The following is a 12,629-nucleotide window of genomic DNA, read 5'->3' as shown; positions in this document are numbered from 1 at the left end:
TCAGGTGGAGAAGGAGGAGCCGCAGCCGCAGGTGGTCTTGGCGTTGGGGTTGCGGATCACGAACTGCGCGCCGGACAGGCTTTCGGCGTAGTCGATCTCCGCGCCGGTGAGGTACTGCAGCGAGAGCGGATCGACCAGCAGCGTGACGCCTTCGCGGGCCAGCGCGAAGTCGTCCTCAGCCTGGGCCTCGTCGAAGGTGAATCCGTACTGGAAGCCCGAACAACCGCCGCCGGAGATGTACACGCGCAGCTTCAGCGCCGGGTTGCCCTCCTCGACGATCAGTTCGTGCACCTTGCGCGCGGCGGCCTCGGTGAAGACCAGCGGGGCGCCGGCCTGGCGGTAATCGGGGATCGGGACGACGGTTTCCATGCGGCGGATGTGCGGTTGCGGAGGCGCGATCTCAAGGATAGCGCCTGGCGGCTCAGGCCGGCACGGCCTCATCGAGATCGGCATCCGGCTGGCCCGGCGCGGGCAGCTCGCGCGCCACCGGCTCCACGCGGTGACTCATGCGCCCGTTCACCTGCGCGCCGGCGGCCATCTCCAGCGTGCGGTAGTGCACGTCGCCGGTGATGCGCGCCAGCGGTGCCAGTTCCAGCCGCTCGCCGGCGTAGATGTCGCCCTGCACGGTGCCGTTGATGATTGCGTGCGGCACATGGATGTCGCCCTGTACCTGGCCCTGCTCGCTCAGGGTGAACACGGCGTCCTCGCCTTCGGCCAGCACGGCGCCTTCGATGCGGCCGTCCAGGTGCAGTGCGCCGCTGAAGCGCAGGTCGCCGCGGATCACCGTGCCGCGGGCGATCAGGCTGGTGTCTTGGCTGCCGCTCGAGCGGTCGGTGCGTCGACGGTTGAGCATGGTCAGTTTCCCCCTTCGATCGTGGTGAGGTTGCCCGACAGCGCATCGTTCCACGCCACGGCGCGGTCGACGGCGTCGTCGCCCTCGGGTCGGACGTGGATGCGCAGCCGGGTCGGCTTGAAGTCGGCCGGTAACATGAATGTGGCGTGCAACTGCTGGAAATAGCGGAAGCGGAACGGCAGGCCGTCCTTCTGCGCGGCGTCGCCCAACTGGGACCAGTCCAGCGCCACCACCTTGTCGCCGCGCACGCCCTCCACGCTGATCGTGACGGCGCCGCTGACGTCGCTGCCGCGCTTGGCGTTCTGGGTCAGGCTGAGCGCGAGGTTCCAGGCGTGCGAGCCGTTCACCGGACGCAGTTGCACTTCCTGCACCTTGAGTCCCTCGCGCTGGGCATTGCCGCCGACCAGGCGTGAATAGAAGCCCAGGTCCGCGCGCAGGCCGTTGATTTCCTCGTCGCGCTCGGTGAGCGTGCCGCGCAGCGACTTGGTCGCGATGTCGGTGACCTGCTGCGCGCGCTTGAGATTGGCGATCTGCTGCTTGAGCTGCTCGTTCTGCGCGGCCAGCTGTTTCGCTTCGCGGTGGTCGATCGCCGCCGGCGTGGTGCGCCAGGCCAGCACGCCGACGATCGCGCCGGTCAGCAGCAGGCTGGCCAGCCAGGCCACGCCCAGCCACAACCGGCGGCGGCGCAGGCTGGCCTCGTCGTGCGGGCGCACGACGAAGCGCGGGGGCGGGCGTGAAGCCATGTGGAAATCCGGAACTGCTGGGGTGACCGATATAGCCGCAGCGTGACGAGAGCGTCAAGGAACGACCGCACGCTTTGCGCTACGGGACGCGGCAGGGTGGGCTTGAGTCTCCATGGCGGTGGCCTGTAGAGGGACGCCACCCTGCACCGGGTCAGCTGCCCATCTTGCTCTGCAGGTAGCGCTCGGCGCCGATGTCCTTGACTAGGTTCTGCTGGGTTTCGAGCCAGTCGATGTGCTCTTCCTCGTCGTGCAGGATGCCCTTGAACAGGTCGCGGCTCACGTAATCGGCAATGCCTTCGCTGTGCGCGATCGCCGCGCGCAGGTCGATTGCGGCGGCCAGTTCCAGGTCCAGGTCGCCCTGGATGCACTCGAGCACGTTTTCACCGATGCGCAGCTTGCCCAGGTGCTGCAGGTTGGGAAGTCCGTCCAGGAACAGGATGCGCTCGATCAGGCGATCGGCGTGCTTCATCTCCTCGATCGACTCCTTGTATTCGTGCTCGGCCAGTTCGCCGTAGCCCCAGTCCTTGAACATGCGGTAATGCAGGAAGTACTGGTTGATCGCGGTCAGCTCGTTGTAGAGCACCTTGTTGAGGTACTCGATGACCTTGGCGTCGCCTTTCATGGGGAAGTCTCCGGTGCAGGGTCGACCAGGGACTATACGGGCTCGCGCCCGGCGCGGGAGAAACGCGAATGGTTGCGGTTTGGGTTCGCCCCGAAGCGCTACGCGGTGACCAGCGGCAGCGGGAACGCCACCTGGGTCAATGCGGCCTCGAGCGTGGCACGCGCTTCCGGCTCGCAGCAGCCGCAGCAGTCCGAGCAGCCGGTGCGCGCCTGCAATTCGGCAAAGGTGCGCACGCCATCGGCGACGGCACGGCGGATGTCGCCGTCGGTCACGGCGTTGCAGAGGCAGATATACATGCCGCGCATTCCAGCGCGAATGCGAATGATTGTCAACTAGGTTCCGCGACGTGGCTCAGGCGACCGCGCGGTTGCCTGGCCGGTCGCCTTCCGCGGCACGTGGCAGGGCCTCGAGCTTCACGCTCAGCAGGTCTTCCACCAGTGGCGCGAAATGGCGCAGCGCGCGCTCGTACACCTGGCGCTTGAAGTTGACCACGTGCACCGCCGGATACCAGAAGTCGACCCAGCGCCAGATGTCGAACTCCGGCTTGTCGCAGGCGTCCAGCTTGAGCGCATCCTCGCCACCGACCAGCCGCAGCAGGAACCACACCTGCTTCTGCCCGATGCAGGTGGGGCGCTGGTGGTGGCGCACGTAGCGGTTGGGCAGCCGGTAGCGCAGCCAGCCGCGGGTGCTGCCGATGACCTCGACGTGCTCGGGTGCGAGACCGGTTTCCTCGGCCAGCTCGCGGTACATCGCCTCCAGCGGCGTCTCGTCGCTGCGCATGCCGCCCTGCGGGAACTGCCAGCCGTCGTGGCTGACGCGGCGGGCCCAGAACAGCCGGCCATCGCCGTTGAGCAGCACGATGCCAACGTTCGGGCGATAACCATCCGCGTCGATCATGTCGCCTCCTGGGCCCGCGTGGCGCGTATGCCGCGGCCTGGGCTCGGATTCAACCATAGCGCGCGCGGCGGCGGAAAGCGAAGAGGCTTGAACCGGCCCGGCCCGCCAATTACACTGCCGGGCTCCGTTGGCGCGACGCGCCGACGCGTCCCATGGCTATGTAGCTCAGCCGGTTAGAGCACAGCACTCATAATGCTGGGGTCGGTGGTTCGAGTCCACCCATAGCCACCACGCGCCCTCGGCGCCGTGCCTTTCGCTCCTTAAATTGTCTTCGTCGTCCGGGCTCGGGTCGCGGGCGACCGTACAATGCCGTCATGCACATCCATAAAGTCTTCCAGATCGAGGCGGCGCATCGGCTGCCCAACGTGCCGGCCGGCCACAAGTGCGCGCGCCTGCACGGACACTCGTTTCGGATCGAGATCCACGTCGAGGGCGAGCCCGATCCGGCGCTCGGCTGGGTGATGGACTTTGCCGACATCAAAAGCGCCTTCGCGCCGTTGTTCGAGCAACTGGACCATCACTATCTCAATGAGATCGACGGGCTCGAGAATCCGACGAGCGAAATGCTGGCGCGCTGGATCTTCCGACGGCTGGAAGCCCGATTGTCCGGGCTGGACCGGGTCGTGGTGCACGAGACCTGCACGTCGGCGGCCAGCTGCAGCCGGGCGAGCTTCTGACGCGCTGCAAAATAGGCTGGTGCATTTCTTTGCGTGAAGCTGTTCCAGCGATGTTGCATTGCACAAAATAACCTGCTAGGCTTGTTCCACTCCCAAGACTCCCGAGAGGGACAAGCCATGACCCAGTTCGATTCCTCCGTGTTTGCCTACGCCCGCCAGTTCGCCGACAACGCCTTCAAGGCCCAGGCGCTGGTCCTCAAGGGCCTGGAGCAGGCGGCCAGCCTGCAGTTGGGCGCGCTGGAGCAGCAGTCCCGCTCGGCCGCCGAGTTCCTGTCCGCCGCCGGCGAGGCGCGTGACGCCGAAGCGCTGCGCGGCCTGTGGGACAAGAGTGTGGCGCTTGGCCGTACGCAGGCCGAACAGACCGTCGTGCTGACCCAGGGCCTGGTCGCCGTGGGCAAGCAGACCGCCGAGTCGCTCGGCGCGCTGGTGCAGCCGCTGCAGGCCGCCAACGACCCGGTCACCGCGACCGCCGCGGGCGGCCGCAAGGCTGCCAAGTAAGGACTTCTGCCCGCGTCCCCATCCCCTCCCCGCCGGGACGCGCTCCCTGGGCCGGACTTGCCGTCCGGCCCTTTTTTGTGGGCGTTGCTGCAGGAACTTGCGGCGTCACGGGAAGTGAACGCTAGCGCCCGCACGACAAGATGTCGCAGCCCTCGCGGCTTGTCGGTCCAAACGGCCGGCTGATATACTTTTGCGGATTGGATCGTGGCCCGTAGCTGCAAGGGTGACGCCTGGTGCGAAGCCGCGCGGGAACACACGTGCTCAACAGTCTTGCCTCCGGTCGTCGCCTGGCCCTGCGCATCGTGATGTGGCAGGTCGCGGTGGCTGCGCTGGTCGGCCTCGTCTTCCTGATGCAGGGGCGCCGCGAAGCCTTGGCGGCTCTTGCAGGCGCCCTCGTGGTGGCGCTGGGCAACGCGCTGCTTGGCGCGCGGGCCTTCGCCGGGATGCACGGGGCAGGCATGGCGCTGGGCCGGCTGCTGATGGGCATGATCCTCAAGTGGATCGCGGTCATCGGAGGGATGGGCGTGATCCTGATCAAACTGAAGCTGCCGCCGCTGGCCGCCATTACGGGGCTGGCGGCTGCTTACGCGGTTCATCTGCTGGCGTTTCGATTCAAGGGTTGACACATGGCAAGCGAGCCGCAGGGCGGTCTTACCGAATACATCTCCCACCACCTCAAGCACCTGACTCCGCATACGAGTCCGGAAGGCTTCTGGGCGGTGCACATCGATTCGGTCACCGTGTCGCTGGTGCTCGGCGTATTGTTCTGCCTTTGGTTCTGGATGAAGGCTCGCAAGGCGACGGCTGGCGTGCCGGGCAAGGGCCAGGCCTTCGTCGAGATCGTGCTGGAGTTCGTCGACGGCCAGGTCAAGGACGTGTTCCACGGCGATCGCCGTGTACTGGGTCCGTTGGCGCTGACCGTGTTCGTCTGGGTGTTCCTGATGAACGCGATGGACCTGCTGCCGGTGGACCTGCTGCCCTGGATCACCGAGAAGTTCGGCATCGGCCATTTCCGCGCCGTGCCCACGGCCGACATCAACATGACGTTCGCGATGTCGCTGACGGTGTTGATCCTGATCATCTTCTACAGCTTCAAGGCCAAGGGCTTCAGCGGCTACATGCATGAGATGTTCACCGCACCGTTCGGCAAGCACCCGCTGCTGTGGATTCCCAATTTTGCGCTGAACCTGGTCGAGCTGCTCTCCAAGCCGGTGAGCCTGGCGATGCGACTGTTCGGCAACATGTACGCCGGCGAGCTCGTGTTCATGCTGATCGCGGGGTTGTTCACCGCCGGCAGCTGGGCGCTGTATGGCATGGGCATCATCGGCTACACCGTGTGGGGCATCTTCCACATCCTGATCATTTCGATCCAGGCCTTCATCTTCATGGTGCTGACCGTCGTGTATATCTCGATGGCTCACGACCACCACTGACCTGCAGTTCTTTTTCATCGAACAACACAAGCTTTTCTTTCTGAGGAGATCGTCGTGGAAGCTATCGTTCAAATCGCGCAAATCCAGGGTTTCACCGCCATCGCGCTGGGCCTGATCATCGGCCTGGGCGCCCTCGGCGCCTGTATCGGTATCGGCGTCATGGGTTCGAAGTTCCTGGAAGCCGCTGCCCGCCAGCCGGAGCTGGTGCCGCTGCTGCAGGGCCGCATGTTCCTGCTCGCCGGCCTGATCGACGCGGCGTTCCTGATCGGCGTGGCGCTGGCGATGTACTTCGCGGTGGCCAACCCGCTGCTGTCGGCCCTGACGGCGAAGTAAGCACGAGGCGGCGCCTGCGCGCCGCTCCCCTACGGGCGCCCGCGACAGCGGCGCCCGTATCCGTACCACCCCGCATTTACAGGTAACGCAGCGATGGATTTCAACGCGACCTTGATCGGCGAAATGATCGCCTTCGCGATCCTGATCTGGTTCACGGTCCAGTTCATCTGGCCGCACATCAACAAGGCCATCGAGGAGCGCCAGCTCAAGATCGCCGAAGGCCTCGATGCCGCCGAGCGCGCCCGCGCCGAGCTGCGCGATGCCGACAGCAAGGTGGCCGCCGAGATCAAGGTGGCGCGCCAGCAGGCGGCCGAGATCATCGATCGCGCCCAGCAGCAGGCCAACCAGATCCTTGACAAGGCCCGCGCCGACGCCATCGGCGAGATCAACCGCCTGAAGGCCAGCGCGCAGGACGACATCGCCTCGATGGCCCAGCGTGCCCGCGAAGAGCTGCGCGAGAAGGTCGGCGCGCTCGCCGTGCAGGGCGCCGCCAAGATCGTGCAGCGCGAGATCGACCCGGCCGCGCACAAGGCCTTGCTCGACCAGCTCGCCACGGAAATCTGACCATGGCCCAGGCAATCACCCTCGCCCGTCCGTACGCGCGCGCCGCTTTCGAGCTGGCGCACGAGGCCGGCACACTCGGCGAATGGTCGCAGGCGTTCGGCTTCGCCGCCGCGGTGGCGAAGGATCCGCGCGTTTCCGCGCTGGTCGGCGATCCGCGCGTGCAGCCGGCGCAGCTGGTGGCGTTGCACCTGCCGCAGGGCATGGGTGCGGATACCGCGTTCGCGCAGTTCCTGCAGACGCTGGCCGAACAGCGCCGCCTGGCGCTGTTGCCGGAAGTGGCCGAGCTGTACGAGGAGCACAAGCGCGAGGCAGGTTCGCAGCTGAAGGTAAAGGTGACCAGCGCGATGGCGCTGGATGCCACCCAGGCCGAGCAGCTGAAGGCGTCGCTCAAGCGCCGCTTCAAGCGCGAGATCGAGCTAGAGGCCAAGGTCGACCCGGCGCTTCTCGGCGGCGTGGTGATCGATACCGGCAGCGAGGTGATCGACGGCTCCGCGCGCGGCCGCCTGCAGCGCCTCGCCAGCGCACTGGCAAGTTGATTCAAGCGCGGCTTGCGGGCCGCGAGGCAGCGCTGGAAACCGGCGCTGAGTAAACATCGAAGAGCACACCGGCCATGGGGTCGGACTCTTGAAAAAGCATTCCCAAATTCAGGAAAGCGACCATGTCCAGCACCACTCTGAACCCGTCCGAGATCAGCGAACTGATCAAGAGCCGCATCGAGCAGTTCAAGCTCGGTGCCGAGGCGCGAAACGAAGGCACCATCATCAGCGTGTCCGACGGCATCGTGCGCATCCACGGCCTGGCCGACGTGATGCAGGGCGAAATGATCGAGCTGCCGGGCAACGCCTTCGCGCTCGCGCTGAACCTCGAGCGCGACTCGGTCGGCGCCGTGGTGCTGGGTGAGTTCCAGCACCTGAAGGAAGGCGACACCGCCAAGACCACCGGCCGCATCCTCGAAGTGCCGGTCGGTCCGGAGCTGCTTGGCCGCGTCGTCGACGCGCTGGGCAACCCGATCGACGGCAAGGGCCCGATCGCCGCGAAGAAGACCTCGCCGATCGAGAAGGTCGCGCCGGGCGTGGTGTGGCGCAAGTCGGTCGACCAGCCGGTGCAGACCGGCTACAAGGCGATCGACTCGATGATCCCGATCGGCCGCGGCCAGCGCGAGTTGATCATCGGCGACCGCCAGACCGGCAAGACTGCCGTTGCGATCGACGCGATCATCAACCAGAAGAACTCGGGCATCTACAGCATCTACGTCGCGATCGGCCAGAAGCGCTCGTCGATCGCCAACGTGGTGCGCAAGCTGGAAGAAAACGGCGCACTGGCCAACACCATCGTGGTCGTCGCTTCGGCCTCCGAGTCGGCCGCGCTGCAGTACATCGCGCCGTATTCCGGTTGTGCCATGGGCGAGTACTTCCGCGACCGCGGTGAAGACGCGCTGATCGTGTACGACGACCTGTCCAAGCAGGCCGTGGCGTACCGCCAGATCTCGCTGCTGCTCAAGCGCCCGCCGGGTCGCGAAGCCTACCCGGGCGACGTGTTCTACCTGCACTCGCGCCTGCTCGAGCGCGCCGCGCGCGTGAACGAGGCCTACGTCGAGAAGGAAACCAACGGTGAGGTCAAGGGCAAGACCGGCTCGCTCACCGCGTTGCCGATCATCGAGACCCAGGCGGGCGACGTGTCGGCGTTCGTGCCGACCAACGTGATCTCCATCACCGACGGCCAGATCTTCCTGGAGACCGACCTGTTCAACGCCGGCATCCGTCCGGCCGTGAACGCCGGTATCTCGGTGTCGCGCGTGGGCGGTGCTGCCCAGACCAAGATCGTCAAGAAGCTCTCCGGCGGCGTGAAGCTGTCGCTGGCGCAGTTCCGCGAGCTGGCGGCGTTCGCGCAGTTTGCCTCGGACCTGGACCCGGCCACCCGCGCCCAGCTCGACCGTGGCCAGCGCGTGACCGAGTTGATGAAGCAGAAGCAGTACGCACCGCTGTCGATCGCCGAGCTCGCGCTGTCGGTGTACGCCGCCGAGAAGGGCTACCTGGACGACCTGCCGGTCGGCAAGGTGCTGGACTTCGAGCGTGGCCTGCACGCGTTCTTCCATCAGAACCACGAGGAACTGATGAAGAAGATCGTCGCCACCGGCGACTGGAACGGCGAGATCGAGGGCGTCTTCAAGAGCGGCCTGGACGAGTACAAGAAGACCGGTTCCTGGTGAACCCCGCCGGTGGGCCTTGAGGCCCGCCGCGCACGTTGACGGCGGACATTGAGTCCGCCCCACGCAGGTCGAACCCAAGAGCAGACAGATGGCAAGCGGACGCGAAATCAAAACCAAGATCAAGAGCACGCAGAACATGCGCAAGGTGACGCGTGCGCTCGAGATGGTCTCGGCCTCGAAGATCCGCAAGGCGCAGGACCTGATGAAGGCCTCGCGTCCGTATGCGCGGATGATGCGCCGGGTGATCGCCCACGTGGCCCAGGCCAACACGGACTTCAAGCATCCGTTCCTGGTCGAGCGCGAGAACGTGACGCGCGTGGCCTTCATCGTGATCTCCACCGACCGCGGCCTCTGCGGCGGCCTGAACTCCAACCTTTTCCGCCGCGTGCTGCCGGCCGTGCGCGAGTGGCAGGACAAGGGTGTGCAGGTCGACGTTGTCGCCATCGGCCAGAAGGCGATCCAGTTCTTCCGCCGCATCAAGGGCGTCAACCTGGTCGGCAGCGTCAGCCACCTGGGCGAGCGGCCCAAGCTCGAGCAGCTGGTCGGCGTGATCAAGGTCGTGCTGGACGCCTATGCGGCCAACGGCCTGGACCGCGTGTTCCTGGCCTACAACGACTTCGTCAACACCATGACGCAGAAGCCGATGGTCGACGCGCTGCTGCCGCTGCCGCTGGTGGCGGCCGAGCTGGCCGCACACCAGCAGGCGGGCGAGTCGGCCTATGCCGGCATCACGCTGGAACAGACCCACGACTGGGACTACATCTACGAACCCGATGCCGCCGCGGTGCTCGAGCACGTGCTCGGCCGCTACATCGAGTCGGTGGTGTACCAGGGCGTGCTGGAGAACCTTGCCAGCGAGCACGCGGCACGCATGGTCGCCATGAAGAGCGCCTCGGACAACGCCAACAAGGTCATCGCCGAACTGACGCTCAGCTACAACAAGGCACGCCAGGCCGCGATCACCCAGGAAATTTCCGAGATCGTCGGCGGCGCCGCGGCGGTCTAAGGCAGCGCCTCAAACAATCACTCGTGGCGACGCGTAGCGGCGCCGAAAACAGACACTGAAAAGATCCATCCGGAGCACATCCATGAGCCAGGGCAAAGTTGTTCAGATCATCGGCGCGGTCATCGACGTCGAGTTCGCGCGCGATCAGGTGCCGCAGGTGTACGACGCACTGAAGATCGACGGCATGGACATCACGCTGGAGGTCCAGCAGGTGCTGGGCGACGGCGTCGTCCGTACCATCGCGCTGGGCTCCACCGAAGGCCTGCGCCGCGGCCTGGTCGCGCACAACACCGGCGAAGGCATCAAGGTGCCGGTCGGTGCCGCCACGCTCGGCCGCATCATGGACGTGCTCGGCAACCCCATCGACGAAGTCGGCCCGATCAACGCGGAAGACCACTGGGTCATCCACCGCGAGGCGCCGACCTACGACGAGCAGGCTGCCGCCAATGAGCTGCTGGAAACCGGCATCAAGGTGATCGACCTGGTCTGCCCGTTCGCCAAGGGCGGCAAGGTCGGCCTGTTCGGCGGCGCCGGCGTGGGCAAGACCGTCAACATGCTCGAACTGATCAACAACATCGCGACCCAGCACGCGGGCCTGTCGGTGTTCGCCGGCGTGGGTGAGCGTACCCGCGAGGGCAACGACTTCTACCACGAGATGCAGGACGCGGGCGTGGTCAAGCTCGACAACCTGCCCGAGTCGAAGGTGGCGATGGTCTACGGCCAGATGAACGAGCCGCCGGGCAACCGTCTGCGCGTCGCGCTGACCGGCCTGACCATGGCCGAGTACTTCCGCGACCAGAAGGACGCATCGGGCAAGGGCAAGGACGTGCTGCTGTTCGTCGACAACATCTACCGTTACACCCTGGCCGGTACCGAGGTGTCCGCGCTGCTCGGCCGTATGCCGTCGGCGGTGGGCTACCAGCCGACCCTGGCCGAGGAAATGGGCGTGCTGCAGGAACGCATCACCTCGACCAAGACCGGCTCGATCACCTCGATTCAGGCCGTGTACGTGCCCGCGGACGACCTGACCGACCCGTCGCCGGCGACCACCTTCGCCCACTTGGATGCGACCGTGGTGCTGTCGCGCAACATCGCCGCGCTGGGCATCTACCCGGCGGTGGACCCGCTGGACTCGACCAGCCGCCAGCTCGATCCGAACGTCATCGGCGCCGAGCATTACGACGTCGCCCGCCGCGTGCAGGGCACGCTGCAGCGCTACAAGGAGCTCAAGGACATCATCGCGATCCTGGGCATGGACGAGCTGTCCGAGGAAGACAAGCAGGTCGTGTCGCGCGCGCGCAAGTGCGAGCGCTTCTTCAGCCAGCCGTTCCACGTGGCCGAGGTGTTCACCGGCGCGCCGGGCAAGTACGTGTCGCTGGCCGAGACCATCCGCGGCTTCAAGATGATCGTGGATGGCGACGTGGACCACCTGCCGGAGCAGGCGTTCTACATGGTCGGCGGCATCGACGAGGCGATCAAGAAGGGCGAGGAAATGTCCGCCAAGAAGGCGGCCTGATCCGACGGCGGGCCGTCCGGCCCGCCTTCCCCTGAGCAGAACGAGACACCACCATGGCAACCACCATCCGCGTCGAAGTCGTCAGCGCCGAAGCCGCGATCTATTCGGGCGAGGCCACGATGGTCGTCGCCACCGGCGACCAGGGCGAGCTGGGCATCACGCCCCGCCACGCCCCGCTGATCACCCGCCTGAAGCCCGGTAAGGTCGTCGTGACCGAGGCCGGCGGCGAGAAGGTCGACATCTCGGTCACCGGCGGCGGCATCCTGGAAGTACAGCCACACGCGGTCACCGTGCTGGCCGACACGGCCGTGCGTTCCGAGGAAATCGACGAGGCTGCCGCGCTGGCCGCCAAGAAGGAAGCCGAAGACGCCCTGGCCAACCGCTCCGACGCCATCGATGTGGCCGAGGCGCAGGCCAAGCTGGTCGCCGCGCTGACCCAGCTGCAGGCGCTCGAGCGCCTGCGCAAGAACCTCAAGCACTGACGGCTGCCAAGCCCGAAGAAAACGCCGGCCTCGCGCCGGCGTTTTCGTTTCCGCAGTCTCCAGTTCCCTCTTCCCTCCGAGGGAGGGTCAGGGTGGGAGGCCACTCTTGCGGAAGGTCCGCTTCCAAGCCATCTCTCACCGAGCTTCCTCGTAAGCTGGGCTCCTCACCCCGGTCGCTCACCGGAGGGAGGGAAAGCGGAGCGCACCCCATGGATTGGCGCCTGCGGCGCTCCCGGCTAGGCTGGCCCGAGCCTCCAGGAAGGACCGACCATGACCCGCGCCATCACGCTGCTCGCCGCCGCCACGCTGCTGGCCGGATGCGCCCATACGGCCCGGAAGCCGTCCACCGAGCCCGGCGTCGGTTCGGCCAGCTACCGCACCGCGAACGATACGGGCCTGGCGCACTACAACCTCGCCTTGGGCCAGGTCGCCATGGGCGCGACGCTCGAAGCGCACGATCCACCCGCTTATCCCGATGCCATGCTCACCACCTGCCCGGCGCGGATCGAGCTGCCGGCGCGGGTGATCGTCGGCACGCAGGGCAACGTCGACGAGGTGCGCATGAACCCGCCGGCCACGCAGCGGGCTTTCGCCGACGCCGTGCGCCGGGCCGTCCAAGGCTGGCGCTACACCCCGCTGACGATTACCCGTTGGGCCGCCGACGCCGATGGCACCAGCCATCCGGTGGATACCGAGGCCAAGCCCTTCAGCCTCGACTACGTGTTCACCTTCCGCTGCGAACACGGCCATACCTCGGTGACGTCCGGCCCCCAGCAGGCGGCGCGATGACCGCGTC

At 66.5% G+C, this 12,629-nt stretch carries 18 protein-coding genes and 1 tRNA gene; 13 read left to right on the top strand and 6 right to left on the bottom strand.

Features of this window, described 5'->3' with window-relative positions; translation table 11 throughout:
* From erpA to AAIL17_RS08030, 6 genes are all read right to left on the bottom strand, one after another.
* Positions 1-369: an iron-sulfur cluster insertion protein ErpA gene (gene erpA / locus AAIL17_RS08055; RefSeq protein WP_424682309.1), complete on the bottom strand. Its 369-nt coding sequence runs from the start codon at positions 367-369 to the stop codon at positions 1-3.
* A gap of 52 nt (positions 370-421) precedes the next feature.
* Positions 422-853: a bactofilin family protein gene (locus AAIL17_RS08050; RefSeq protein ID WP_424682308.1), complete on the bottom strand. Its 432-nt coding sequence runs from the start codon at positions 851-853 to the stop codon at positions 422-424.
* Between the two features lie 2 nt (positions 854-855).
* Entirely contained in the window at positions 856-1,596 is a 741-nt protein-coding gene (locus AAIL17_RS08045) for a DUF6776 family protein (protein WP_424682307.1), read from the bottom strand.
* A 151-nt stretch (positions 1,597-1,747) separates the two neighbouring features.
* Complete coding sequence (gene bfr / locus AAIL17_RS08040; protein WP_424682306.1) at positions 1,748-2,218, bottom strand: bacterioferritin; 471 nt, start codon at positions 2,216-2,218, stop codon at positions 1,748-1,750.
* A 98-nt stretch (positions 2,219-2,316) separates the two neighbouring features.
* The gene (locus AAIL17_RS08035; RefSeq protein WP_424682305.1) at positions 2,317-2,523 is read right to left on the bottom strand and encodes a (2Fe-2S)-binding protein; all 207 of its coding nucleotides are present in this window, start codon (positions 2,521-2,523) and stop codon (positions 2,317-2,319) included.
* 46 nt (positions 2,524-2,569) lie between these two features.
* Entirely contained in the window at positions 2,570-3,115 is a 546-nt protein-coding gene (locus tag AAIL17_RS08030) for an RNA pyrophosphohydrolase (RefSeq protein WP_424682304.1), read from the bottom strand.
* Positions 3,116-3,269: 154 nt separating this feature from the next.
* Here AAIL17_RS08030 and AAIL17_RS08025 point away from each other — a divergent pair.
* From AAIL17_RS08025 to AAIL17_RS07965, 13 genes are all read left to right on the top strand, one after another.
* Positions 3,270-3,346, top strand: a tRNA-Met gene (locus tag AAIL17_RS08025).
* A gap of 83 nt (positions 3,347-3,429) precedes the next feature.
* Complete coding sequence (gene queD, locus AAIL17_RS08020) at positions 3,430-3,792, top strand: 6-carboxytetrahydropterin synthase QueD (RefSeq protein WP_424682303.1); 363 nt, start codon at positions 3,430-3,432, stop codon at positions 3,790-3,792.
* Between the two features lie 117 nt (positions 3,793-3,909).
* Positions 3,910-4,290 (top strand): phasin family protein, encoded by a 381-nt coding sequence (locus tag AAIL17_RS08015; protein ID WP_424682302.1) that lies wholly within the window; start codon positions 3,910-3,912, stop codon positions 4,288-4,290.
* Positions 4,291-4,547: 257 nt separating this feature from the next.
* Complete coding sequence (locus AAIL17_RS08010) at positions 4,548-4,913, top strand: hypothetical protein (RefSeq protein WP_424682301.1); 366 nt, start codon at positions 4,548-4,550, stop codon at positions 4,911-4,913.
* A gap of 3 nt (positions 4,914-4,916) precedes the next feature.
* Positions 4,917-5,723, top strand: coding sequence for a F0F1 ATP synthase subunit A (atpB, locus tag AAIL17_RS08005; RefSeq protein ID WP_424682300.1), 807 nt, complete (start codon positions 4,917-4,919; stop codon positions 5,721-5,723).
* Between the two features lie 54 nt (positions 5,724-5,777).
* A complete protein-coding gene (atpE, locus tag AAIL17_RS08000; RefSeq protein WP_291196641.1) occupies positions 5,778-6,056 on the top strand; it encodes a F0F1 ATP synthase subunit C in 279 nt (92 codons plus the stop codon).
* 93 nt (positions 6,057-6,149) lie between these two features.
* Positions 6,150-6,620: a F0F1 ATP synthase subunit B gene (locus AAIL17_RS07995; RefSeq protein ID WP_291196643.1), complete on the top strand. Its 471-nt coding sequence runs from the start codon at positions 6,150-6,152 to the stop codon at positions 6,618-6,620.
* Positions 6,621-6,622: 2 nt separating this feature from the next.
* Complete coding sequence (locus AAIL17_RS07990) at positions 6,623-7,156, top strand: F0F1 ATP synthase subunit delta (protein WP_424682299.1); 534 nt, start codon at positions 6,623-6,625, stop codon at positions 7,154-7,156.
* A 122-nt stretch (positions 7,157-7,278) separates the two neighbouring features.
* A complete protein-coding gene (atpA, locus tag AAIL17_RS07985; RefSeq protein WP_424682298.1) occupies positions 7,279-8,829 on the top strand; it encodes a F0F1 ATP synthase subunit alpha in 1,551 nt (516 codons plus the stop codon).
* An 88-nt stretch (positions 8,830-8,917) separates the two neighbouring features.
* Positions 8,918-9,835 (top strand): F0F1 ATP synthase subunit gamma, encoded by a 918-nt coding sequence (gene atpG / locus AAIL17_RS07980; protein ID WP_424682297.1) that lies wholly within the window; start codon positions 8,918-8,920, stop codon positions 9,833-9,835.
* 82 nt (positions 9,836-9,917) lie between these two features.
* Positions 9,918-11,351 (top strand): F0F1 ATP synthase subunit beta, encoded by a 1,434-nt coding sequence (atpD, locus tag AAIL17_RS07975; protein ID WP_424682296.1) that lies wholly within the window; start codon positions 9,918-9,920, stop codon positions 11,349-11,351.
* 53 nt (positions 11,352-11,404) lie between these two features.
* Positions 11,405-11,833, top strand: coding sequence for a F0F1 ATP synthase subunit epsilon (locus tag AAIL17_RS07970; RefSeq protein ID WP_424682295.1), 429 nt, complete (start codon positions 11,405-11,407; stop codon positions 11,831-11,833).
* Between the two features lie 270 nt (positions 11,834-12,103).
* Entirely contained in the window at positions 12,104-12,622 is a 519-nt protein-coding gene (locus AAIL17_RS07965) for an energy transducer TonB (RefSeq protein WP_424682294.1), read from the top strand.
* The last annotated feature ends 7 nt before the right edge of the window (positions 12,623-12,629 follow it).

Origin of the sequence: Frateuria sp. YIM B11624 (assembly GCF_049727805.1) — a bacterium.
GTDB lineage: Bacteria > Pseudomonadota > Gammaproteobacteria > Xanthomonadales > Rhodanobacteraceae > Frateuria_A.
Note: the sequence above shows the minus strand (reverse complement) of the source record. Positions and strands in the feature narration are given on the sequence as shown.